This window comes from Luteimonas sp. A478 (genome assembly GCF_054052025.1).
This window is the reverse complement of the sequence record NZ_JBSVRF010000001.1, coordinates 495,932-519,666: the sequence shown is the minus strand read 5'-3', so window position 1 is coordinate 519,666 and position 23,735 is coordinate 495,932. Positions and strand designations below refer to the sequence as shown.

Sequence of the window (23,735 nt, the reverse complement as noted above, 5' to 3'; positions counted from 1 at the left end):
CGGACCTCCGCGCCGGGTTTCCGGCGCAGCGCGCCAGTCGACATGTAGGTGAACCCCTTACAGCTGTAGGGCTCACCCCTGCCCCCGCCGGGAATATCCCGATAGCCATTCCGTCGCGACGGATCCACGCTATTGCTGACGCGCCATGGTCCCGGCGCGGAGCAAGGAAACGACGCGATGAAGGCAACAGTCAGCACCACGATGCAGCTCGGTCAGCAGCTGAACCTGACCCCGCAGTTGCTGCAGTCGATCCGCTTGCTGCAGTTCAACGGCCTGCAGCTGGAACAGGAGGTGCAGCGCACCCTGGAACACAATCCGCTGCTGGAACTGGAAGAAGACACGGATTCGGCCCCCGTCGATGACCAGCCCGATCCGCAGCTTGAGGCCGCGGCTTTCGACGAACTTCCCGAACCTGCAATGTGGGATGTGCCGGGCAGCGGCTGGCAGGGCGCGCCGGATGACGGGATGCATCGCATCGCGGCCCGGGAATCCAGCGATCCGCAGCTGCGGATCCTTCAGCGCATGGCACTGGAACTGCCTGCCCGTGACCATTTGATCGCAGCGTTCTGGCTCGAACACTGTGACGATGCGGGATACCTGACCGCGCGTCTGGATGAGCTGACGCTGCGCGCCTGCGCCAGACTCGATCGCACCGCCGCCGACATCGAACGGGTCCGCCAGCAGCTGCTGGCGGGCGATCCGGCCGGCATTGGCGCCCGCGACGTGCGTGAATGCCTGGAGGCACAGCTCGCCGCCCTGCCCCATCCCGCGCCGGCACGGCCACTGGCCGCGCGGATCCTGGACCAAACCCTTGAACTTCTGGCCGCGCACGACGTGGACGCTATCGCCCGCAGACTCGGGCGTGAAGCCGACGATGTGCGAGAGGCGATCGACCTGATCCTCACCCTGGATCCCCGTCCGGGCGAGGCCGCCGCCCCCCAGGAACAGATCGCGATCATCCCGGAAGTGGTGGTCTGGCAGGCGGGCGGGCGCTGGCGGGTGGCCCTGAACCCTGCAACCTCGCCCAAGGTGAGGATCAACGCCGGCTATGAGCAGGCACTCGCCAACGCCGGCAGCTCGGCCGCCCCGCTGCGCGATATGTTGCAGGAGGCGCGCTGGTTCAGCCGCGCCCTGTCGATGCGCTACGACACCCTGTTGCGGTCTGCACGGGTGATCGTGGAGCGCCAGGCCGCATTCCTCGAGCACGGCGAGGAAGCCATGGTGCCGCTCACCCTCAAGGAGGTCGCGGACGCCATCGGCATGCACGAGTCCAGCGTGTCCCGGATCAGCACCGGAAAATACCTGCAGACGCCGCGGGGCACCATCGAGATGAAGCACTTCTTCGGCGTGCGCTTGGAGGGCGCCAGCGTGGCGGGCACCGCGGTCAAGGCCATGGTGCGGCGCTTGATCGACGCCGAGCCCCCGCACCGCCCGCTCCCGGATGAGGCGATCGCCGGCCTGCTGGCACGCCAGGGGGTGCGCATTGCGCGGCGAACGGTGGCCAAATACCGGGAGCAACTCGACATCGCCCCGGCGCGCGCCCGCCGCCGCAACGCCTCTCCTCCACTGATGGCCCACACGGGCTGAGGAACGTCCCATGAGCGCGATCACCGTGCTGCTGGTCGATGACCACGATGGCTTCATCAACGCCGCGATGCGGCATTTCCGCAAGGTGGCCTGGCTCCAGGTCGTAGGCACTGCCAGCAATGGATTGGAGGCCATCGAGCGCTCGGAAGCGCTGCGGCCGCAGGTGGTCCTGATGGACCTGGCCATGCCCGAGATGGGTGGCCTGCAGGCCACCCGGCTGATCAAGGCCCAGGACGATCCGCCCTACGTGGTCATCGCCAGCCATTTCGACGACGCCGAACACCGCGAGCATGCCACCCGCGCCGGCGCCGACAACTTCGTCAGCAAGCTGTCCTACGTGCAAGAAGTGATGCAGATCCTTGAATCACTGCACGGAAAACAAGACCAGGTGAAACCCAATGAGTGAACCGCGCATCCTCGTCATCGACAGCGACGGCAAACGTGCCGAGCGTCTGTGCACCCTGCTCGAGTTCATGGACCTGCGCCCGCGCTGGGTCGCCGAGATCGCCGACGTCCCCCTGGCCCGGCATCGCCCGAGCGAATGGATGGCTGTCATCGTCGGCTCGATCGGTGACGACCCCGGGGCGAGTACATTTTTCAGCTGGATGGGAAGCGGCGGCCTCGCCCCTCCGGTGCTGTTGCTGGACGGTGACCCGGCCGCCTTCGCCCGGGCGCATGGCTTGCACGAGGCCGGCATCTGGCCGCTCGAATCACCGCTGCGCCACACCCAGCTGGAAAACCTCCTGCGCATGGCCAGCCTCAAGCGGATCGACGCCGAAGAGCAGGCCGGCGCTGATCAGGGTGGCGGCCCCACTGGCACCAGCGGGGCTATCCAGCGGCTCAACAGGCTGATCGACCAGGTGGCTCCCTTCGAGACCACGGTGCTGATCCTCGGCGAGTCCGGCACCGGCAAGGAAGTCGCGGCACGGGCCCTCCACCAGCGCTCGACGCGGCGCGACGGCCCGTTCGTGGCCATCAACTGTGGCGCGATCCCGGCCGAACTGCTGGAAAGCGAGCTGTTCGGCCACGAGAAGGGAGCGTTCACCGGCGCGCTCACCGCGCGCAAGGGCCGCTTCGAGATGGCCGAGGGCGGCACGCTGCTGCTCGACGAGATCGGCGACATGAGCCTGGCCATGCAGGTCAAGCTGCTGCGCGTGCTCCAGGAACGCTGTTTCGAACGCGTGGGTGGCAACCGCTCGATTGAATGCGATGTGCGGGTGATCGCCGCCACCCATCGCAACCTGGAGGTGCGCATTGGTGAAGGGCAGTTCCGCGAGGACCTGTTCTACCGCCTCAACGTGTTTCCGATCGAGATTCCGCCGCTCCGCGAGCGCTGCGGCGACCTGCCGGAGCTGGTGCGGACCATCACCGCCCAGCTGGCCCGCAGCGGGCGGGGTGAGATCCGCTTCGCCAGCGATGCGCTCGATACGCTGGCCAGCTATGCGTGGCCGGGCAACGTGCGCGAGCTGAGCAATCTGGTCGAACGCCTCGCTGTGCTCAATCCGGGCGGACTGGTGCGCGTGCAGGACCTGCCGCAGCGCTATCGCGAACATCTGGCCGGTGCGGAGATTTCCCCGCCCGCCAGCCCTGCTCCTTCGCTGGCCGAATCCGCACCTGGGGAGACACAGGCGCCCGAGCCGCCGGAGACCGGGCTGCCGGAGGACGGCATGGACCTTCGCGAGTACATGGCCCAGGTCGAGCTGGGACTGATCCGCGAGGCGCTGGCGCGCACCGACGGCGTGGTCGCCCACGCTGCCCAGCTGCTGGGACTGCGCCGCACCACGCTGGCGGAAAAGCTGCGCAAATACGGCGTCGAGCGTGAACCAATGACGGCTGGACAAGCCTGATCCTGACCGCGCTCCGGTGCTCCGGCACGCGGCTTGCATCAGCTCCAGCGTCCCATTCCAGTCTTCGTCCGTATGAGCCATTCGGTTGACTCCATCCTGTCGCAGATCCGCAGCTACCAGACCCAGGTGGGCCAGGGGCGCCGGAACGTGGCCGCGGACCTGCCCCGCAGCGACGCGATCCCCACCGGTGACCGGAATGGCAGCGTGGCCGGCCCGGACCGGGTGGGTGGCGCCGCCACGCCCAGCTTCGGCGCCACCCTGCGGAGCGCGCTGGACGGCGTGAGCGCTGCCCAGCACCGTTCCGGCGAGCTGGTACGTGCATTCGAAATGGGTGAACCCGGCGCCGACCTGGCCCGGGTGATGGTTGCGGCGCAGCAGTCCCAAGTGGCATTCCGCGCCACCGTGGAAGTGCGCAACCGACTGGTACAGGCGTACCAGGACGTCATGAACATGCCGCTGTGACGGCCACCGGAGAAACTGGATAACCATGGCGATGACAGCTACCAAGTCGGCGCTCAGGGCCGACAAGGCCGGTGAGAAGGCGGTCGAGGTCCTGGACCGGCTGCAGAACATGCAGCTGGCCCGGCGGCTGGGCAAGATGCTTCTGCTTGCGGCGGGGATCGCGATTGGGCTGATGGTGTTCTTCTGGTCGCAGCGCCCCGGACACGTTCCGCTTTATGCGGGACTGGACGCCAAGGCCACGGCCGAAGCCACTGACCTGCTCCGCACCGCCAACATTCCGTTCCGGATCGACCAGGGCACCGGGGCGATCTCGGTGCCCGAATCGCACCTCCATGACGCACGACTCAAGCTCGCGGGCTCTGGCCTGACCGAATCAGGGCGCCTGGGCTTCGAATTGATGGAGCGTGACCCGGGTTTCGGCGTCAGCCAGTTCGTCGAGAACGCCCGCTACCAGCACGCACTGGAAACCGAGCTGGTCCGCACCATCAGCGCGCTGCGGCCGGTTCGCGACGCACGCGTGCACCTGGCGATCCCCAAGCCCAGCGCCTTCACCCGGCAGCGCGAAGCTGCCAGCGCTTCGGTCGTGCTGGAACTGCGCGGGGGCGCTGCCCTCGAGCGCGGCCAGACGGACGCCATCGTGCACCTGGTGGCGTCCAGCATCCCCGATCTGGCCCCCGATCGCGTCACCGTGGTCGACCAGAGCGGGCGCCTGCTCAGCAACAACAACCGTGATCCGGATGCCACCCTCAGCTCGCTGCAGTTCGAGCAGGTGCGACGCCACGAAACCTCCTTCAGCCAGCGCATCCGCGAACTGCTTGAACCGATGACCGGCGCCGGCCGGGTCAACGCCGAAGTCACCATCGACATGGACTTCTCGACCAGCGAAGAGGCGCGGGAGATGTTCAACGCGGAACCGCCCAAGCTGCGCAGCGAGCAGGTCAGCGAGAACAGCGCGACCGCCGGACCGGGCGGCATTCCGGGCATGACCAGCAACCTGCCGGAAACGGTAGTTGATCCCGAAGGGGCTGCAGCCGATGTGGCCACCGCCGCTGCCGCGCCCGCCGAGTCCGCACGCAGTTCCACCCGCAACTACGAGCTTGACCGCACCCTGCAGCACACCCGCCAGCCGCCCGGGCGGATCCGGCGGATCACCGCCGCGGTGCTGGTTGACCACGTGCCGCGCATGGATGCGGAAGGCAAGCAGGTCCTGCAGCCGCTGGCGGATGATGAGTTGCAGCGGGTCGAGGCACTGGTGCGCCAAGCGGTTGGTTTTGATGAAACCCGTGGCGACGTGGTGTCAGTGATGAACGCGCCGTTCGTACACGAGCGCATCGAAGATGGCCCCCCGACACCGTGGTGGCAGCTGCCACTGGTGCGTGACCTGGTGCGCCTGCTGCTGGGTGCGGTGGTAGTGCTGGCATTGGTGTTCGGCGTGGTGCGGCCCGCCGTCCGGCAGATCGCCAACCCCGGTCCACGTGGGGCGGCAGCCGGAGACAACGACGTCATGCGGGCCCAGGTGATCGAGGATGAAGATCCTGCCCTGGCCGATGACCGGGCAGAGATCTCGGAGAAGACGCCGATGGCGCTGGCCTCCGATGCGTATGAAGACCAGCTGCGCCACGCGCGCGAAGCTGTGAAGACGGATTCCAAGCGCGTGGCGCAGGTGGTCAGGGGATGGTTGAACGATGAAGCGACCGCCTGAAACAGGTGAACTGGCCGGCGTGGAGCGCGCTGCGGTGCTGCTGCTGTCACTTGGCGAGAACGACGCCGCCGAGGTGCTCAAGCACATGGGCGCCAAGGAAGTCCAGAAGCTCGGCCTGGCCATGGCCACCATGAGCTCGATCAGCCGCGAGCAGGTATCGGCAGTGATGGGCGACTTCCATTCCGCCCTTGAGCGCCAGACTTCGCTGGGCGTTGGCGCGGACGAATACATCCGCGCGGTGCTGGAGCAGGCACTGGGCGCGGACAAGGCTGGCAGCCTGATCGACCGCATCCTGCTGGGACGCAACACCAGCGGCCTGGACACGCTCAAATGGATGGACCCGCGTGCGGTGGCCGACGTGGTCCGTAATGAACACCCCCAGATCATTGCCATCGTGCTTTCGCACCTGGATCCGGACCAGGCTGCGGAAACCCTGGCCCTGCTCCCGGAACGCACCCGCGCCGACGTGGTGCTGCGCATCGCCACCCTGGATGGCATTCCTCCCAACGCACTCAACGAGCTCAACGAGATCATGGAGCGTCAGTTTTCCGGCAACCAGAACCTCAAGTCCTCGGCGATCGGCGGAATCAAGGTGGCGGCCAACATCCTCAACTTCATGGAGTCTGGACAGGACCAGGCCCTGCTTGGCGAAATACGCAAGATCGATGACCAGCTTGGCCACCGCATCCAGGAACTCATGTTCGTCTTCGACGATCTGGTGGAACTGGACGATCGGGAGATCCAGACCGTACTGCGGGAAGTGCCCGGCGAGCGCCTGGGCGTTGCGCTGCGCGGCGCTGAGCCGCAGGTGCGCGAGAAGATGACCCGCAATATGTCACAGCGCGCCGCCGAGATCCTGATCGAAGACATGGAAGCTCGCGGCCCGGTGCGCCTGTCCGACGTTGAAGCAGCGCAGAAGGAAATTTTGGCCATCGTGCGCCGGCTGGCGGATGAGGGCGTCATCGCGCTGCGCGGCAGCGGCGGCGGCAGCGAGGAGCTGGTATGAGCGCCGCACTGGCGGTGCGCTGGCAGGCGCCTTCGATCGAGTCCGCGCAGGACCCGGCGATCGCGGCGGAGGATATCGACGCCGCACAGATACCCCGCCCGCCCTCGCTGGAGGAGATCCAGCGCATCCGTGACGATGCCTGCCGGGAAGGCCGCGAAGAAGGATTGGCCAGCGGCCACGCCGAAGGCTTCGCCCAGGGCCAGGCGGAAGTCCGCCGCCTGATTGCCCAGATCGAAGGCATCCTGGACAACTTTTCCCGCCCGCTGGCCCGCCTCGAGGATGAAGTGGTGAGCGCCCTTGGGGAACTGGCCGTGCGCATCGCCGGCAGTCTGGTCGGTCACGCCTACCAGACTGATCCAACGCTGCTGGCCGACCTGGTGGGCGAAGCGGTCGACGCGGTCGGCGGCGCAGGGCGCGAGGTGGAGGTGCGCCTGCATCCGGACGACATCGCTGCCCTCACCCCAATGCTGTCACTCATGCCGGTGACCCGGCTGGCCGCCGACCCGGGCCTGGCACGCGGCGACCTGCGCGTACATGCGGAAAGCGTGCGCATCGACGGCAGCCTGGAAGCGCGCCTGCGTGGGGCGCTGGAAAACGTGCTGCAGCGCGCGGGAGAGCGCCGATGAGCACCGCTGGGTCCGCGACGGACAGGGCCAACCCCGCTGACTGGCTGGCGGCCCGCAACCTGCGGCTCGCCACGCGGCTGGCCGCCGCCGCGCCCGACCCTTCCTCCAACCGCGGCCTGATCCGCGAAGGCGTACTCCGCCGCGCGATCGGCCTGACCCTGGAAGCTGCGGGCTGCGAAGCTCCCTTGGGCGCCACATGCAAGGTCGAGGTGGACGGCGGCTGGGTTGATGCCGAAGTCGTCGGCTTTTCAGGCGACCGGACCTACCTCATGCCCAGCGCGGAGCTGCACGGCCTGCTGCCAAACGCCCGGGTGGTTCCGCTCGGCCGCCGGGGCCGGGTTGCGGTGGGCGAGGCCCTGCTTGGCCGGGTGATCGACAGCGATGGCGTGCCGCTGGACGGCAAGGGTCCGATCCGCGCGGAGGGCAGCGTCGGCATGGCCGGCGCCCCGATCAATCCGCTTGCGCGCGAGCCGATCACCCAGCCCCTGGACGTGGGCGTGCGGGCGATCAACGCGTTGCTGCCGATCGGCCGCGGCCAGCGCGTGGGCCTGTTCGCCGGCTCGGGCGTCGGCAAATCGACCCTGTTGGGCATGATGACCCGCTACACCGCGGCCGACGTGATCGTGGTCGGGCTGGTCGGTGAACGCGGCCGCGAGGTGCGCGACTTCGTCGAGGCCACGCTGGGCGAGGAAGGCATGCAGCGTGCCGTAGTGGTTGCCGCGCCGGCCGACCGACCACCGCTGGCGCGCCTGCAGGGCGCCTACCGCGCCACCGCTATTGCAGAATGGTTCCGCGACCAGGGGCTGCACGTGCTGCTGCTGATGGATTCGCTGACCCGGTTCGCCCAGGCGCAGCGCGAAATCGGGCTCTCTGTGGGCGAGCCGCCAACCACACGCGGCTATCCACCCTCCGTGTTTGCACGCCTGCCCGCGCTGGTGGAACGCGCCGGCAACGGTGCGGACGGACGCGGATCGATCACCGCGTTCTACACCGTGCTCACCGAGGGCGACGACCCGCAGGACCCGATCGCGGACGCTGCCCGCGCGATCCTGGACGGCCATATCCTGCTCTCGCGCCGGATCGCCGACGCCGGGCTGTACCCGGCCATCGATGTCGAATCATCGGTCAGCCGGGTGGTCACCGAGATTGCCGACGCCGGCTGGCGCGAACACATCCGCGGGCTCAAGCGCCTGGTAGCGGCCTACAACGCAAACCGCGACCTGATCGCGATTGGCGCATACCAGCGTGGCAGCGACGCCGTGGTGGACGAAGCGCTGGCGCGCTGGTCCGAGATCACCGCTTTCCTTGGACAGGACGTCGCCCACGCCGCGGACCTGGACCACAGCCGTGAGGCGCTCACGCACCTGCTGCATCCCGAAGAGGCATCCGCATGAAGCAATCCCGTCGTATCGATCCGCTGCTCAGTCGCGCCCAGGACCGCGAGGACGCCGCAGCGCGTGAGCTGGCCGAGCGCCAGCGCCTGCTGGGCGAACAGGAATCGCGGCTGGCGGAGCTGCGCCGCTATTCGCAGGAATATGCAGACAGCCAGCTTGCGGCCACCAGCCCGGCGCAGCTGGCCAACCGGCGTGCGTTCCTCGATCGCCTGCAGAGCGCAGTCGAACAGCAGAGCCGTGCGGTGGACAGCAAGCGCCAGACGGTGGAGGTGGAGCGTGGCCGCCTGCTGCTGGCCAGCCGTGACAAGCAGGTGCTGGAAAAGCTCGCCGCCAGCTACCGCGCCCAGGAGCAGCTGGTCGATGAGCGGCGTTCACAGCGCGAACTCGATGATCTGGGCGCGCGGCAGGTACGGCTTGCCTCGCTGGCAAGCAGGGAGCCAGCGGCGTGACTCCCCTGATCCCGGTGCCAGGCGCGCCACAGGCCCTTCCGTCCGGCCGCGGCTCCGGCCAGCGACCGGCAAACGATGACGCCGGCCCGGACCTGTTCGCCACCACGCTTGAGCAGGAGCGGACCGCCGTCCAGAACCAGGGCGACAACAACGGCGCCGGCACCACCGGACAGCACTGCGACGACGCGGACTCCACGGACACTGATGCGGCCCAGGCAGCAGCTGCGGCGGGAGCCATCCCGCTTCTGCCGCCCGCCCCGCCGTGGCCTCCACCCGGCCTCGCAGGGTTGGCGCTGTCCAAGGCCGCCGGGCACTCCCCGACGGAATTGAACGGGGCGGTGCCAGTCACCCCAGGCGATGCTGCTGCCGCGCAGCTATCGTCCATGCCGCCCGCAGCGGGCGAAGGCGACGGCACGCTGGAAAGCGCCAGAGCCCTGCTGGCCGCCGGCACCACTGGGAGTGGTGCAGCGGCTGGACTGCCAATCGACACCGCGGAAGCCGGGACGGAGGTGTTCGCCCTGCCCTCCCTGCCTCCGGACCCGGGACAGGCAACGGGACCGCGCCAGCCCGCCCCGCTACTGGCCACTCCATTGCCCACGCCCGACCTGCGTAACGCCGACTTCAGTGAAAGATTCAGCGCCCAGCTGCAGTGGATGGCTGGCCAGAACATCGGTCATGCCCGCATCAACATCTCGCCGCAGGACCTGGGTCCGGTCGAAGTCCTGCTGCACCTGGATGGCGACCGCATATCGGCCGACTTCATCAGTGCCCACGCGGATACCCGCCAGGCACTCGAACAGGGCCTGCCGCGGCTGCGTGACCTGCTGGGCCAGCATGGCTTCCAGCTGGCCCACGCTGGCGTCGGCAGCGAGTCGTCCGACTCGTCCGATGGCACCGACAACCGTGCCGCTGCAGAAGGTGCGGATGGTACAGACGACCCATCATCGACCACGCATGTGGCCGCACCGGTGCGGATCGCACGGGGTCTGGTCGACGCCTACGCCTGAGCGCGCCGTAAAGCTGACGCGCGAACGGCACGCGGATTGCATCGGCTGATGTGGATCCACAACCGGTACCCAACGTGTCCGCCGCAGAACATTCCCGCAAGCCCCCGTCCTCGACCTGGCACTACATCATCATGGCGATCGTCGCGCTGACGGCTTCTGCCGGGGTGGCCGCCGCCGTTGCCTGGTATCACACCTCGCGCCCCCATGAGCCCGCGGCAACCCTGCCCGCCCCGGCCCAGTACATCGCCATGGCACCGCCCTTCGTCGTCAACCTCGACGACACGGATTACGGCCCGCGCTACCTGCAGGTCGAGGTGCAGCTGGTGACCCGTGAGCCAGAGGCGGTGGAGGTACTGCAGCACCACCATCCGGCCCTGCGCGCCCGACTGTTGATGCTGTTCGCGCAGCAGACCTATGAGGGCGTTTCCACCCGCGAAGGCAAGGAGGCGCTGCAGGCGAAGGCGCTCGATGAAGTGCGCGACCTGATGACCGCAGAAACCGGGCAGCCGCACGCCGAGGCCCTGCTGTTCACCACCTTCGTGACCCAGTAATGAGGGCTACCCGATGAGCGCCAACGACCTGCTTTCCCAGGATGAGATCGATGCCCTGCTGCACGGGGTCGACTCCGGCGAGGTGGACATCGAACCACCCCCTGAACCCGGCGAGGCGCGGACCTACGACCTGGCCAGCCAGGACCGGATCATCCGCGGGCGCATGCCCACCCTGGAGATGGTCAACGAACGGTTCGCACGGCTGTGGCGGATCGGCCTGTTCAATCTGATCCGGCGCTCGGCCGACCTGTCGGTGCGCGGCATCGAACTGATCAAATTCAGCGATTACCTGCACTCGCTGTACGTGCCCACCAACCTCAATCTGATCCGCTTCAAGCCGCTGCGCGGAACGGGCCTGATCGTGTTCGAACCGAAGTTGGTGTTCGCCGTTGTCGACAACTTTTTCGGCGGCGACGGCCGCTATCCCACCCGGATCGAAGGACGCGAGTTCACGGCCACCGAAATGCGGGTGATCCAGCTGATGCTCAAGCAGACCTTCGCCGACCTTGAGGAGGCCTGGTCACCGGTGCTCGAGGCCGAGTGCGAGTACGTGAGCTCGGAGATCAATCCGCACTTCGCCAATATCGTCACGCCACGCGAGTACGTGGTGGTCAGCCGTTTCCACGTTGACCTGGAGGGCGGCGGTGGCGAGATCCACGTGACCCTTCCCTATTCGATGCTCGAGCCGATCCGCGAGCTGCTTGATGCCGGCATCCAGAGCGACCGCGTGGACCGCGACGAGAGTTGGAACATCTCGCTGCGCGAGCAGCTGATGGGCGCGGAGATCACCGTATCGAGTGCGCTCACCCAACGCCAGATCGACCTGCGCCAACTCACCGGGCTCAAGGTCGGTGACGTGCTCCCCATCGACCTGCCGGAAGAGGTTCCGGTCTGCGTTGAAGGCATCCCCCTTTTCAGCGGGCGCTTCGGCACCGCCAACGGCCGCAACGTCGTCAAGCTCACCGCCATCCATCCCCCCGGCGCCGCCACGGCCCGACAACCCGATACCCAGGAAGAGCCCACATGAACATCGAGGACAACCAGAGCGCAGGAGCCGCCCAGGCGCAATTTGACACCCTGCAGCCGGACGACCTTGGCGACGCGACCGATCTCAGTCTCGATGTCATCCTTGATGTGCCGGTTTCGCTCTCGCTCGAGGTGGGGCGCACGCGCATGCCGATCCGCAACCTGCTCCAGCTCAATCGCGGTTCGGTGATCGAGCTGGAACGCGGCGCGGGCGATCCGTTGGATGTGTACGTCAACGGGACATTGATCGCACACGGTGAGGTCGTCGTGATCAACGACCGCTTCGGCGTGCGCCTGACGGAGGTGGTGAGCCCCAGCGAGCGGATCCGGAGGCTGCGGTGATCCTTGCCGGCCAATCTCCCCTGGTGGTTGCGGTGCCAGCAGCGGTCGCATACGCCGCAGCACCAGTGGTTCCACCGTCTGCGCAGCCAGACCAGGCCATGCAGGCCCATTCCCCTGCACCGGTACAGATCGGCAGCCACGCGCCGTCGACACCGGGACTCGGCGGCGCGGTGGTGGCACTGCTGCTGGTGCTGGCGCTGATCGTCGGGCTGTCCTGGCTGCTCAAGCGCATGCCGGGCGGAGGTCTGCGTCCGGCCGACGGGCTGCGGGTGGTGGCCAGCATTCCGCTTGGCACCCGGGAGCGCGCGGCCGTGGTCCAGGTTGGCGGGGAACAACTGCTGCTGGGCATCGGCTCCGGCGGCGTGCGCACCCTGCACGTACTGCCACAGCCGCTGCCGACCGGTGGCCAGGCTTCCGGCCCGCAGGTGCGGCTGCCCGATTTCCGCCAGTTGTTGTCCCAGCGGCTGCGCAGGGAAAACTGATATGCGCGCCTGGCTCATCATTCCGCTCGTTGCCCTGCTGCTGATACCTTCGCTGGCCGCGGCCGCGCCGCAGCTGCCCGCCATGCCCGGTGTCACCGTCGGCCAGATCGGCGACGCGCCGGTCAGCCTGCCGCTGCAGACCCTGCTGCTGATGACGGCGATCACCCTGATCCCGTCCATGCTGCTGGTATTGACGGCGTTTACCCGCATCATCGTCGTGCTAGCACTGCTGCGCCAGGCGCTGGGCACCGGGCAGACTCCATCCAACCAGGTGCTGGTCGGACTCGCGCTGTTCCTGACCGCGCTGGTGATGACCCCGGTGTGGGAGGCGGCGTGGAACGCGGGCTTCGGGCCCTGGCTCAACGGCGACCTGGACTTCCGCAGCGCCTGGACACTGGGTACCGAGCCGCTGCGTGCCTTCATGCTCGCCCAGGTACGCGAGACAGACCTGATGACATTCGCCGGCCTGGCCGGCCACGACACCTATGCCGGTCCCGAAGACGTTCCGTTCCAGGTGCTGGTCGCCTCGTTCATCACCAGCGAGCTGAAGACCGCGTTCGAGATCGGGTTCCTGGTGTTCATTCCCTTCATCATCATCGACCTGGTGGTGGCCAGCGTGCTGATGTCGATGGGCATGATGATGCTCTCGCCCATGCTGGTCTCGGCACCGTTCAAGATCCTGCTGTTCGTGCTGGTGGACGGCTGGGTGCTGGCGGTGGGCACCCTGGCAGCCAGCTTCAACGCGGTGTAGGCGACATGACCCCGGAACTTGCATTGACCGAACTGCGCCGCGGCCTGGAGGTTGCGCTCTGGGTGGGTGGACCGCTGCTGCTGACCGTGCTGGTGGTGGGCGTGGTGGTCGGCGTGCTGCAGGCCGCGACCCAGATCAACGAGCCCACCATCGCGTTCGTCGCCAAGGCGGCGGCGCTCACCGCGGCCCTGTTCGCCCTGGGCGGGTTCCTGCTGACCTACCTGGTGGAATTCGTGGTGTCCCTGTTCCACCGTATTCCGCACCTCATCGGCTGAGAATGCACCGCCACCGGACCCACCGCTGATGGACGCCACTACGCAGATGCTGGTCGACGGCGAGCAGGCCTTCGGCATGATCGTGGCGCTGATGTGGACCGCGCTGCGCGTGGGCGCGCTGCTGATGGCCATGCCGCTGATTGGTACCCGCTCGATCCCTGCACGGATCCGGGTCATGGCGGCGCTGGCCCTGAGCCTGGCCCTGACGCCGCTGCTGCCGTCGCCCCCGGCCTGGCAGGGATTCGACGCTGCAACGGTGCTGTCGGTGGCGCGGGAGCTGGCGATCGGTGCGGCGATGGGCTTCATGCTGCGGCTGGTGTTTGAGGCCGGAGCGCTGGCCGGCGAGCTGATTTCGCAGGGAACCGGCTTGTCATTCGCACAGATGAGCGATCCGCTGCGCGGAGTGAACTCGGGGGTCATCGCGCAATGGTTCTACCTGGTGTTCGGGCTGCTGTTCTTCGCCGCCAACGGCCATCTCGCCATGGTGGCGCTGCTGGTGCACAGCTACCACGCAGTGCCGATCGGCGTTGCCCTGCCGGACCTGGAAGCGACACTTTCCACGGCTCCCGGGTTCTTCTCCTTCGTGCTGCGCGGCGCCGTCGGCCTGGCCCTGCCGGTGATGGTGGCCATGCTGGCGGTCAATCTGGCGTTCGGCGTGCTCTCGCGCGCGGCACCGGCACTGAACCCGATCCAACTCGGGCTGCCGATTTCAGTGCTGGTGGGATTGTTCCTGATTGCAGCGCTATCCGGTGAGCTGGGCCCGCCAGTACAGCGGTTGTTCGACGCGTCATTCGACGCTGCTGCACGGATTCCACTCGGTCACTGACGGAGCGGTACGCCGCTTGCATCCAGGTCAACAGGTACCCGGCGAGCGACACAGGCAATGGCCGAAAACGAAAACGGTCAGGAAAAAACCGAACAGCCAAGCGAAAAACGGCTGCGCGAAGCGCGCGAGAAAGGCAACGTCCCGCGCTCGCGCGAGCTGTCGACCGTGGCCGTGTTCGGCGCCGGTGTGGCTGCGCTGCTGACGCTGGGCGGCAATCTGGCCGCGCGTGCCCTGGACTGGATGCGCCTTGCCCTCAGCCCCGATCCGCTGCTGATGGCCTCACCGGAGTTGCTGCCCGCCCACGTCGGTCGACTGATGCTGGGATTCATGTGGATCCTGGCCCCGTTCCTGCTGGCCACCCTGCTCGCCTGCTTCGTGGCCCCCGCGGTCATGGGCGGATTCAACTTCGCCACCAAGGGCCTGGTGCCCGACGTCAAGCGAATCAATCCGCTGAGCGGGCTCAAGCGCATCTATGGCCCGGAAGGCCTTGCGGAACTACTGAAGTCGCTGTTGCGCGTGGTGCTGGTAGGCACGGCAGCGACGCTGTTCCTGTGGCCCGGCCTGCCCAGGCTGCGGGCCATGATCAACCAGCCACTGGAACTGGCCGCACGTAACGGCCTGGTGTTCGCGCTGTGGATGTTGATGGCAGCAGCGGGCGCGCTGCTGCTGCTTGCGCTGATGGACGCGCCCTACCAGAAGTGGAATTGGCGGCGGAAGCTGAAAATGACCCGCCAGGAGCTGCGCGAGGAACTCAAGGAAAGCGAGGGCCGCCCCGAGGTGAAAGGCCGTATCCGCCAGCTGCAGCAGCAGATGTCCCAGCGGCGGATGATGGAAGACGTACCGACGGCCGATGCGATCGTGGTCAACCCGACCCACTATGCCGTGGCGCTCAAGTACGACGGCACGATGCGCGCGCCAAAAGTGGTTGCCAAGGGCATGGATGAACTGGCACTGCGCATCCGTGAAGTGGGCGAAGCCCACGGCGTGGCCCTGGTGTCCGCCCCGCCATTGGCACGGGTCTTGTATCGGGATACGGAGATTGGTCAGGAAATCCCCGTGAAGCTCTACTCTGCCGTTGCCCACGTTCTGTCTTATGTCTACCAGCTGCGCAGCTGGCGGCCGGGCACGGCTCGCCCGCAGCTGGCGCCGGTCGAAGTCGATGAGGATGACGTGGCACCTGGAGCGGGCCAATGAGCGCCATTCCCCTGGGCACCCCGCAACGCATCTTTGCCCTGCTGCGCAATGGCCTGGGCGCGCCTCTGATCGTGCTGGCGATGCTGGCGATGGTGGTGGTGCCCCTGCCGCCGCTGATTCTGGACGTGCTTTTCAGCTTCAACATCGCGCTGTCACTGGTGGTCCTGCTTGCAGTGATCCACGTGCAGCGGCCACTGGACTTCAGCATCTTTCCGATCGTCCTGCTGATGACCACGATGCTGCGGCTGGCACTGAACGTTGCCTCGACCCGGGTGATCCTGATGCGTGGGCAGGAAGGGCCAGGCGCTGCGGGGCGGGTGATCGAAGCGTTCGGCGAATTCGTCGTTGGCGGCAACTTCGCGGTCGGCATCGTGGCGTTCACGATCCTGGTGATCATCAATTTCGTCGTCATCACCAAGGGCGCGGGGCGCGTTTCTGAAGTGACCGCGCGCTTCATCCTCGACGCCATGCCCGGCAAGCAGATGGCGATCGACGCCGACCTCAATGCCGGCCTGCTGTCCCGGGACGAAGCCAAGGCGCGCCGCGATGAAGTGCGCCAGGAAGCGGACTTCTACGGAGCCATGGATGGTGCCAGCAAGTTCGTGCGCGGCGACGCCATCGCCGGCATCCTCATTCTCGTGGTGACCCTGATCGGCGGTGTGGCGATTGGAACCATGCAGCACGGCATGTCCCTGGCCGATGCCGGCTCATCGTACGTCCTGCTGACGATCGGCGACGGCCTGGTGGCGCAGATCCCCGGCCTGCTGATCTCCACGTCCGTCGCCTTGCTGATCACCCGTGCGTCGCGCTCGCAGGACATGGCCGGCGCAGTGGCTAGCCAAGTGTTCGGTCATTACCGGACGCTGGCGATCGCCGCAACAATCCTGCTGATGGTCGGCCTGGTCCCAGGCATGCCCGGCTTCGCCTTCCTGAGCCTGGCTGCGATCACCGGGAGTGGCGCGTGGCTGGTGCGCCGCCGCACCCTTGAGGCCGAAGCCGCCGGACGCCAGGATCCGGCGCTGGCACCGCCTGAGCAGGGTCCGGCCGCCGAACTGGGCTGGGACGACCTGGATCCGGTCGATCCGATCGGACTGGAGGTCGGATACCGCCTCATCCCGCTGGTGGACAAGAGCCAGGGCGGCGAGCTGATGGCCCGCATCAAGGCAGTGCGGCGCAAGCTCACCCAGGACATCGGCTTCCTGATCCCGCCGGTGCACATCCGCGACAACCTGGAGCTGGCTCCCAACGCTTACACCGTGATGGTGCATGGCGTCCCGGTTGCCCGGGCTGAAGTGCATCCGGACCGCCTGCTCGCACTCGACCCTGGTGGCGCGCTGGGCGATCTGGATGGCATCCCGGGCAAGGACCCGGCGTTTGGCCTGGACGCCGTGTGGATCCTGCCGTCCCAACGGGTACAGGCCGAGTCGGCGGGCTACACGGTGGTCGATCCAGCCACCGTCATTGCCACCCACATGTCCCACCTGACCCGCGAGCAGGCGCCCGAGCTGCTGGGTCACGAGGAAGTACAGCAGCTGCTGGCCACCCTGGCCCGCAATGCACCCAAGCTGGTCGAGGAACTGACGCCCAAGTTGCTGCCAATCGCCGTGGTGGCCCGGGTGCTGCAGAACCTGCTGGTCGAGCGCATTCCGATCCGCCAGCTGCGACGGATTGTCGAAGCCCTGGTCGAACACGCGCCGAACAGCCAGGACCCGGCGCAGCTCACAGCCGCAGTGCGGACGGCACTCGGCCGCTTCATCGTGCAGGAGATCACCGGCCCCGCGCCCGAGCTGCCGGTATACACCCTGGCACCGGAACTGGAACGGGTCTTGCAGGAGTCTGCACAGGGCAACAGTGCCGCGCTAGAGCCCGGACTGGCGGAGCGCCTGCAGCAGAGCTTGGCTGAATGTGCCAGCCAACAGGAAGCCAGGAACGAGCCGGCGGTTGTGCTGGTGCCTGCTCCGGTTCGCGCAGCGCTTGCGAGGCTGGTACGCCACAGCGTCCCGAACCTGTCGGTACTGGCCTACACCGAAGTACCGGAAGACAAGCGGTTGAAGCTGATTGGAACCATCAGCTGACATCCACGAAAAACGATTCCGACCGGATCCAAGAATGCAGAGGAACGGCAATGAAACAAATGACAGAGATGGCTTCAGGACTGCCGGCAGCGGGCAATACGATCGGCGCACGCGTCCTGCTTCCGGTAACGCCCCACATCCAGCCTGGGCGACGGCCATGAGGATCCGTCGTTTCGTTGCCGACGACATGCGCGGCGCCCTGCAGCTGGTGCGCGAAGCGCACGGTCCGGATGCGGTGATCCTGTCCAACCGCCGTACTGAAGAAGGGGTGGAGATCGTCGCCGCCAGTAACTACGACGAGGCTTTCGTCCAGCGCGCACTGGTGGACGCCGAGCGCGAGCGCAAGGCGGCTCCCGCGGAGGTTGCGCCACCTGTTCGCATGGAAACCGACGACGCGGCACTGTCCCCATCCGAGCGCTGGCTCAAATCCTTGGCACCGGATGCGTCGCCCGTCGGACAGCCCGTGCCCGCACCTGCCCTCGCAGCGGATCCGCAACCTGGCGGCCATGCCGCCGCTCCCGGGCCTCCGGCTGATTCCGGGACCCCAGTCCTGGCTGGCGCTTCCGCCACAGGGCCGGAACCGCCCAGCTTTGCCAACCTGCTCACGCGCCACCACACCGATCCCGATCCCGTTCCCGTTCCCGCCAAGGGCCCCGCTCCCGACCCCGTTCCGGCCACCGCTCCCGCCAGACCCCATGTCCAGGCCGATCCCGGCGACGGAAATCCGGCGCCGACGCCGCTCGTCTCGGTTCCGTCTCCACCTGCGGCGGCCAGCGACGGAGAATTGGCGCAGCTGCGCGGGGAGCTGGCGCAGATGCGGCAGATGATCGAACGCGAGATGACGCGGCTGACCGACGAGCGCCTGCGCGGATCACCGGTGCGCGCGCTGACGATGGACCTGATGGACGACTATGGCTTCGATGCCGGCATCACCCGGGACGTCGCGCTGCAGATTCCTGCCGACACGCCCGAGCAGCGCGCACGCGCGCTGATGCTGGGACTGATTTCCAAACGCCTGCCGGTGTGTCCCATCGACCCGCTGCACGATGCCGGCATCATCGCCCTGGTCGGGCCGACCGGTGCGGGCAAGACCACCACCATCGCCAAGCTGGCCGCCCTGTACGCCGCCCAGCACCAGCCCCGCGACGTGGCGCTGGTGACCACCGACACCGTCCGCGTCGGCGGCCGCGACCAGCTTTACAGTTACGGCCGCCAACTGGGAATTGCCGTGCATGAGGCCAACAGCGAGGCCGGCCTGCTTGAACTGTTGCAACGCCTGCAGGACTACCGCCTGGTCCTGATAGATACCGCCGGATTGAGCCAGCGCGATCGCGCCCTGGCCGCCCAGCTCAACTGGCTGCGCGCCGCGCGCCAGGTCCGCACCCTCCTTGTGCTCCCGGCCAACACCCACTTCGCCGACCTGGACGAAGTGGTCCGCCGCTTCCAGCACGCCCGCCCGCAGGGCGCTGTGCTTACCAAGCTGGACGAAACAGGCCGCCTGGGCAGCGCATTGTCGGTGGTCGTGGATCACCAGCTCCCGCTGGCGTGGATCACTGATGGGCAGCGGGTCCCCGACGACCTGCGGCGCGCGAACGCCGCCCACCTGGTGCTGCGCCTTGAAGATCTCCGGCGCGCTGCCGATAAGTCGATTGTCCCGGAGTATCACGATGCCATTGCCTGATCCACTGTTGACAACCCACTCCCCGCACCCGCGATCGGTGCGCACCCTGGCCGTGACCGGGGGCAAGGGCGGCGTGGGCAAGACCAACGTGTCGGTCAACCTCGGCGCCGCCCTGTCCCGGATGGGCAAACGGACGATGCTGCTCGACGCGGACCTGGGTCTGGCCAACGTGGATGTGTTGCTCGGCCTGGCACCAAAGCACACCATCGCCGACCTTGTCGCCGGCCGCTGCACCCTGAACGACGTGATCGTGGACGGGCCGGAAGGTCTGCTGATCGTGCCGGCTGCATCGGGCCGCCGCCACATGGCGGAACTGCTGCCTGCCGAGCACACCGGCCTGGTCAACGTGTTCAGCGAGTTCAACCGCGAGCTGGACATGCTGCTGGTGGACACCGCTGCGGGCATCACAGATTCGGTCCTGACCTTCTGCCAGGCCGCGCAGGACGCGGCAGTGGTGGTATGCGACGAGCCGGCCTCGATCACCGATGCCTACGCCCTGATCAAGGTGCTGGCCCGCGAGCGTGGCGTGCACCGGGTGCAGATCATTGCCAACATGGTGCGCGAACCCCGCGAGGGACGGGTGCTGTATGACAAGCTGTCGCGGGTCTGCGAACGCTTCATAGGCGATGTGTCGCTCAACTACCTGGGTGCGGTCCCGCACTGTGAGTGGCTGCGCATGGCAGTACAGCGCCAACAGCCCGTCGTGCAGGCTTTCCCGGGCAGTCCATCGGCACGGGCCCTGGTCGATATCGCCCAGCGGGCCGCACGCTGGCAGGCGCCAACCGCACCGCGCGGACACGTGGAATTCTTCGTTGAGCGGATGATCCGCCAGGGAGCGCCGGCATGAACCTGGCGGCCCGTAGCTACCAAGCGGTGCAGCGCTCCACAGCCGCCGACCCGACGATCGAGCATGCGGAACTGGTTCGGCGGATTGCCCATCATCTGGCAGCGCGTCTGCCGCCCAGCGTGGACGTTGATGATCTCATCCAGGCCGGGATGATCGGCCTGATCGAAGCTTCGCGCAGTTATGACGCGAACCAGGGTGCAGCGTTCGAAACCTATGCCTCGATCCGGATCCGCGGGTCAATGATCGACGAGATACGTCGCGGCGACTGGGTGCCGCGCTCGGTGCACCGGCGCGCACGGGAAGCAGCAGCCGCGATCCGCGAAATCGAGCAGGCTACTGGCCGTTCGGCGACTGCACAGGAGGTGGCCGAGCGGCTGGACATCCCGATGACAGACTATATGCGCCTGCTGGAAAACGCGGCGCGCGGCTACGTGTTGAGCCTGGATGCGCATGTGGAGGATCATGGCGAATCCGAGCCGGTGGGCAACCAGGCGTTCCCTACCCCGCACGAGACAGCCGTGCGCAGCGAGTTCGGGCGCGAGCTGGGTAATGCCATCGGCCACCTGCCCGAGCGCGAGCAACTGGTGCTGTCGCTGTACTACGAACAGGATCTGAACCTGAAAGAAATCGGCGCGGTGCTGGGCGTGAGCGAATCTCGCGTGTGCCAGCTGCATGGCCAGGCCGTGGTGCGCCTGCGCGGACGCCTGACAGCCTTTGAACTGGCGGACACCGGCATCGGCGCCGACGACTGATGCTGCAATATGGGAGTTGCAATTGAACAAGAACATGCGCGTGCTGATCGTCGACGATTTCTCGACGATGCGCCGGATCATCAAGAACCTGTTGACCGACCTCGGCTTCAACAACATGGTCGAGGCTGAAGACGGGCACAGCGCGCTAGCGGTGCTGCGCCGCGAGACCGTGGACTTCGTGGTCACCGACTGGAACATGCCGGGCATGAGCGGCATCGAGCTGCTGCGGGCGATCCGCGCCGACCAGCAGCTGCGGTCGATGCCGGTGCTGATGGTCACCGCCGAAGCCAAGCGCGAGCAGATCATCGAAGCGGCCCAGTCCGGGGTCAATGGCTACATCATCAAGCCTTTCACCGCGCAGGTCCTGGAAGAAAAGCTCAGCCGGATCTTCGAGCGACTGGAGGCCGGAAAATGACCGTGGATGCGGCCAACCGCAACCTGCTGACCCGGCTGCTGCAGGATGCACTTGAGGCGCTGGAGCGCGGCGATGAAGCCACCTGGCGTGAGCGGATCGAAACGCTCTCCGACTCGAAGACCCGAAACGTGGTCAAACGCCTGGGGCGGTTGGCACGGGAGCTGGAGCAGGCGCTCGAGACCCTGCCTCCTTCGCCTGCAGAAGGGGGGCTGGGAGATGCCTGTGCACGGCTGGACCACGTGGTTGAAATGACCGAGCAGGCCACCCATCGCACACTGGACCTGATTGATGACAGCCGCGCCCTTTTGGCGCAGTTGCAGGACGAGGCGCTGGCGCCCGCACAGGCAACCATCGTGGAAGGTCTGCGCACCCACTTGAAGGATATGGCGTTGACTCAGAGCCACCAGGACCTGGGTGGGCAAATCATCCGCCGTGTCGCCGGGATCGTGCGTCACGTCCACGAGAACCTCGGCGCGCTTGATCTGTCGTCGCCAGATGGCGGGACGGACTCCGCCCGTGGCCACGGTCCGGCCGTATCCGGACTGGACCGTGACACCGTTGACCAGCGGGACGCGGACGACCTGCTTTCCCACCTGGGGCTGTGACCGATGTCATCATGGTCACCGGAAATCGCCGCGGATTTCTGCCTTGAAGCCAGGGAGCTTCTCGACGAACTGGGCGGACAGCTGGTCGAGCTGGAACACACCCCGGATGACCACGAGCTGCTGAACGCGGTATTCCGCGCCTTCCATACCATCAAGGGCGGAGCCGGCTTTCTTGGCGCCACGCCGCTGGTCGAGCTTTGTCATGCCGCCGAAGAAACACTCGGCGTCGTGCGCAGCGGTGCGGCAGCGATGCAGCCTCGGCATTTCGATGCCGCGCAGCAGTCACTGGACTGGCTGCACGCCATGGTGGATGCGATTGAGCGGAACGCCAAGCTGCCGCAGGCGCCGCCGGAACTGATTGCCGCCTTCGCCATCGAGGAATCCGCCGCCTCCGCGCCCGTCGCCCCCTCCCCCGACGCGGTCCAGTCTTCATCGCCGGAAGCCACGGTGGCGGGCGATGTCATTTCCGACGACGAGTTCGAGGCCCTGCTCGACCAGCTGCACGGCAGCGGCCCTCCGGGCGCATCCTCACCGGCGCCATCACCAGCACCGGCACCCCCGCCGGTGCCGACGCGCCTGCCCCTCCCGGCAGCTTCCAGGGTGCCAGCCCCCGGCCCGTCAGCGAACGGCCCCGAGCGGGAGCAGAGCGTTCGCGTCAACACCCGTCGCCTGGATGCAATCGTCGATCTGGTGGGCGAACTGGTGTTGGCGCGCAACCGCCTCAAGACGCTGCGCGACCGACTGCGCGACGAGGAACTCGACCGCGCGGTCAGCACCCTGGACATCGCCACCGCACGTCTGCAGGGAGCAGTCATGCGCACCCGCATGCAGCCGGTGGGCAAGGTGTTTTCCCGATTCCCCAAAGTGACCCGCGACCTCGCCCGAGCCCTGGACAAGGAAGTCGAGCTGGAAATAGAAGGCGCGGAAACCGAGCTGGATCGCAACCTCGTGGAAGCATTGGCCGACCCGCTGGTGCACCTGGTCCGCAACTCGATAGACCACGGGATTGAATCACCCTCCGTGCGTGCAGCGGCGCGCAAGCCCCGCGCCGGCAAAGTCAGCCTGATCGCTCAGCAGCAGGGCGACCACGTCGGGATCGAAGTACGTGACGATGGCGCAGGCATCGATCCGGAAAGGCTGCGCAGCAAAGCCCGCGAGAAGGGTTTGATTGACCCCGAGGTGGCAGCCCGGCTCGGCCCGGAAGAATGTCTCAACCTGCTTTTTCTGGCTGGCCTGTCCACCCGTACCGAAGTCAGTGATGTCTCTGGACGCGGTGTTGGCATGGATGTGGTGCAGTCCCGAATCCGGGAGCTGGGTGGTCAGATCCAGGTCCAGTCGGAACTTGGTCGCGGCAGCCGCTTTCTGCTGCGCCTGCCCTTGACCCTCGCCATCCTGCCCACCCTGCTGGTCCATGCCGGGGGCGATGCCTATGCCTTGCCGCTGGCCCGGGTGCAGGAAGTCCTGCACGCTCCGCAGACGGCGCTGAACTGGATCGACGGGCAGGCCACCCTCGACCGTCGATCCCATACCCTGCCGCTGTTGGACCTGCGCAAATGGCTTGCCGTCCCTCCTCCGGCCGCACAGCTGCTCACCATCGTGGTGCTGCAAAGCGGCGACAGCAGGTTCGGCCTGGTCGTGGACGAGGTGCGCGGGCGTGAGGAAGTGGTCATCAAGCCCCTGCCCCACGCCCTTCGTGGCCTGCCCGGATACGCCGGCGCTTCACTGATCGGTGACGGCCGGCTGGCGCTGATCCTCGACGTCGACGAACTGCGGGGAGGCTGATCCGGAGATGTCCGCCCCGCCTGTCGCCGACCAGGCCCCGGCTCAAGTCCG

At 67.2% G+C, this 23,735-nt stretch carries 25 protein-coding genes; all 25 read left to right on the top strand.

Going from position 1 to position 23,735, the window contains the following annotated elements; genetic code table 11:
* Positions 1–177: 177 nt before the first annotated feature.
* The 25 genes from rpoN (at position 178) to ACW7G3_RS02335 (ending at position 23,684) form a co-directional block, all read left to right on the top strand.
* Positions 178–1,587 carry an RNA polymerase factor sigma-54 gene (gene rpoN / locus ACW7G3_RS02455; protein WP_456980890.1) on the top strand — a complete coding sequence of 470 codons (1,410 nt, stop codon included), beginning with the start codon at positions 178–180 and terminating at the stop codon, positions 1,585–1,587.
* A gap of 10 nt (positions 1,588–1,597) precedes the next feature.
* Positions 1,598–1,993 (top strand): response regulator, encoded by a 396-nt coding sequence (locus ACW7G3_RS02450; protein ID WP_456980889.1) that lies wholly within the window; start codon positions 1,598–1,600, stop codon positions 1,991–1,993.
* Positions 1,986–3,434, top strand: a complete 1,449-nt coding sequence (locus ACW7G3_RS02445) for a sigma-54 dependent transcriptional regulator (protein ID WP_456980888.1) — start codon at positions 1,986–1,988, stop codon at positions 3,432–3,434. The genes ACW7G3_RS02450 and ACW7G3_RS02445 overlap by 8 nt, the downstream gene beginning before the upstream one ends.
* 72 nt (positions 3,435–3,506) lie before the next feature.
* On the top strand, positions 3,507–3,896 hold the full coding sequence (fliE, locus tag ACW7G3_RS02440) for a flagellar hook-basal body complex protein FliE (protein WP_456980887.1): 390 nt from the start codon (positions 3,507–3,509) through the stop codon (positions 3,894–3,896).
* Between the two features lie 25 nt (positions 3,897–3,921).
* On the top strand, positions 3,922–5,598 hold the full coding sequence (gene fliF / locus ACW7G3_RS02435; RefSeq protein WP_456980886.1) for a flagellar basal-body MS-ring/collar protein FliF: 1,677 nt from the start codon (positions 3,922–3,924) through the stop codon (positions 5,596–5,598).
* Positions 5,599–5,608: 10 nt separating this feature from the next.
* Positions 5,609–6,604 carry a flagellar motor switch protein FliG gene (fliG, locus tag ACW7G3_RS02430; protein ID WP_456981139.1) on the top strand — a complete coding sequence of 332 codons (996 nt, stop codon included), beginning with the start codon at positions 5,609–5,611 and terminating at the stop codon, positions 6,602–6,604.
* On the top strand, positions 6,601–7,230 hold the full coding sequence (locus tag ACW7G3_RS02425) for a FliH/SctL family protein (protein WP_456980885.1): 630 nt from the start codon (positions 6,601–6,603) through the stop codon (positions 7,228–7,230). Before fliG ends, ACW7G3_RS02425 begins: the two co-directional genes overlap by 4 nt.
* Positions 7,227–8,624 carry a flagellar protein export ATPase FliI gene (gene fliI, locus ACW7G3_RS02420; RefSeq protein ID WP_456980884.1) on the top strand — a complete coding sequence of 466 codons (1,398 nt, stop codon included), beginning with the start codon at positions 7,227–7,229 and terminating at the stop codon, positions 8,622–8,624. The genes ACW7G3_RS02425 and fliI overlap by 4 nt, the downstream gene beginning before the upstream one ends.
* Positions 8,621–9,073: a flagellar export protein FliJ gene (gene fliJ / locus ACW7G3_RS02415; RefSeq protein ID WP_456980883.1), complete on the top strand. Its 453-nt coding sequence runs from the start codon at positions 8,621–8,623 to the stop codon at positions 9,071–9,073. Before fliI ends, fliJ begins: the two co-directional genes overlap by 4 nt.
* Positions 9,070–10,080, top strand: a complete 1,011-nt coding sequence (locus ACW7G3_RS02410) for a flagellar hook-length control protein FliK (protein ID WP_456980882.1) — start codon at positions 9,070–9,072, stop codon at positions 10,078–10,080. The genes fliJ and ACW7G3_RS02410 overlap by 4 nt, the downstream gene beginning before the upstream one ends.
* A gap of 74 nt (positions 10,081–10,154) precedes the next feature.
* Positions 10,155–10,631 carry a flagellar basal body-associated FliL family protein gene (locus ACW7G3_RS02405; RefSeq protein ID WP_456980881.1) on the top strand — a complete coding sequence of 159 codons (477 nt, stop codon included), beginning with the start codon at positions 10,155–10,157 and terminating at the stop codon, positions 10,629–10,631.
* 13 nt (positions 10,632–10,644) lie between these two features.
* Complete coding sequence (gene fliM, locus ACW7G3_RS02400; RefSeq protein ID WP_456980880.1) at positions 10,645–11,658, top strand: flagellar motor switch protein FliM; 1,014 nt, start codon at positions 10,645–10,647, stop codon at positions 11,656–11,658.
* Positions 11,655–11,999, top strand: coding sequence for a flagellar motor switch protein FliN (gene fliN, locus ACW7G3_RS02395; RefSeq protein WP_456980879.1), 345 nt, complete (start codon positions 11,655–11,657; stop codon positions 11,997–11,999). Before fliM ends, fliN begins: the two co-directional genes overlap by 4 nt.
* Positions 12,000–12,097: 98 nt before the next feature.
* Positions 12,098–12,481: a flagellar biosynthetic protein FliO gene (gene fliO / locus ACW7G3_RS02390; protein WP_456980878.1), complete on the top strand. Its 384-nt coding sequence runs from the start codon at positions 12,098–12,100 to the stop codon at positions 12,479–12,481.
* A gap of 1 nt (position 12,482) precedes the next feature.
* Positions 12,483–13,232 carry a flagellar type III secretion system pore protein FliP gene (gene fliP / locus ACW7G3_RS02385; protein ID WP_456980877.1) on the top strand — a complete coding sequence of 250 codons (750 nt, stop codon included), beginning with the start codon at positions 12,483–12,485 and terminating at the stop codon, positions 13,230–13,232.
* Positions 13,233–13,237: 5 nt separating this feature from the next.
* Positions 13,238–13,507, top strand: a complete 270-nt coding sequence (locus ACW7G3_RS02380) for a flagellar biosynthetic protein FliQ (protein WP_456980876.1) — start codon at positions 13,238–13,240, stop codon at positions 13,505–13,507.
* Positions 13,508–13,535: 28 nt separating this feature from the next.
* Positions 13,536–14,333: a flagellar biosynthetic protein FliR gene (fliR, locus tag ACW7G3_RS02375; protein WP_456980875.1), complete on the top strand. Its 798-nt coding sequence runs from the start codon at positions 13,536–13,538 to the stop codon at positions 14,331–14,333.
* A 57-nt stretch (positions 14,334–14,390) separates the two neighbouring features.
* The gene (flhB, locus tag ACW7G3_RS02370; protein ID WP_456980874.1) at positions 14,391–15,527 is read left to right on the top strand and encodes a flagellar biosynthesis protein FlhB; all 1,137 of its coding nucleotides are present in this window, start codon (positions 14,391–14,393) and stop codon (positions 15,525–15,527) included.
* On the top strand, positions 15,524–17,602 hold the full coding sequence (flhA, locus tag ACW7G3_RS02365) for a flagellar biosynthesis protein FlhA (RefSeq protein ID WP_456980873.1): 2,079 nt from the start codon (positions 15,524–15,526) through the stop codon (positions 17,600–17,602). Before flhB ends, flhA begins: the two co-directional genes overlap by 4 nt.
* Positions 17,603–17,759: 157 nt before the next feature.
* Entirely contained in the window at positions 17,760–19,283 is a 1,524-nt protein-coding gene (flhF, locus tag ACW7G3_RS02360) for a flagellar biosynthesis protein FlhF (protein WP_456980872.1), read from the top strand.
* A complete protein-coding gene (locus ACW7G3_RS02355; protein ID WP_456980871.1) occupies positions 19,270–20,130 on the top strand; it encodes a MinD/ParA family protein in 861 nt (286 codons plus the stop codon). The genes flhF and ACW7G3_RS02355 overlap by 14 nt, the downstream gene beginning before the upstream one ends.
* A complete protein-coding gene (locus ACW7G3_RS02350) occupies positions 20,127–20,882 on the top strand; it encodes an RNA polymerase sigma factor FliA (protein ID WP_456980870.1) in 756 nt (251 codons plus the stop codon). The genes ACW7G3_RS02355 and ACW7G3_RS02350 overlap by 4 nt, the downstream gene beginning before the upstream one ends.
* 22 nt (positions 20,883–20,904) lie before the next feature.
* On the top strand, positions 20,905–21,297 hold the full coding sequence (locus ACW7G3_RS02345; protein ID WP_456980869.1) for a chemotaxis response regulator CheY: 393 nt from the start codon (positions 20,905–20,907) through the stop codon (positions 21,295–21,297).
* Positions 21,294–21,902 (top strand): protein phosphatase CheZ, encoded by a 609-nt coding sequence (locus ACW7G3_RS02340; RefSeq protein WP_456980868.1) that lies wholly within the window; start codon positions 21,294–21,296, stop codon positions 21,900–21,902. Before ACW7G3_RS02345 ends, ACW7G3_RS02340 begins: the two co-directional genes overlap by 4 nt.
* Positions 21,903–21,905: 3 nt before the next feature.
* On the top strand, positions 21,906–23,684 hold the full coding sequence (locus ACW7G3_RS02335; protein ID WP_456980867.1) for a chemotaxis protein CheA: 1,779 nt from the start codon (positions 21,906–21,908) through the stop codon (positions 23,682–23,684).
* The last annotated feature ends 51 nt before the right edge of the window (positions 23,685–23,735 follow it).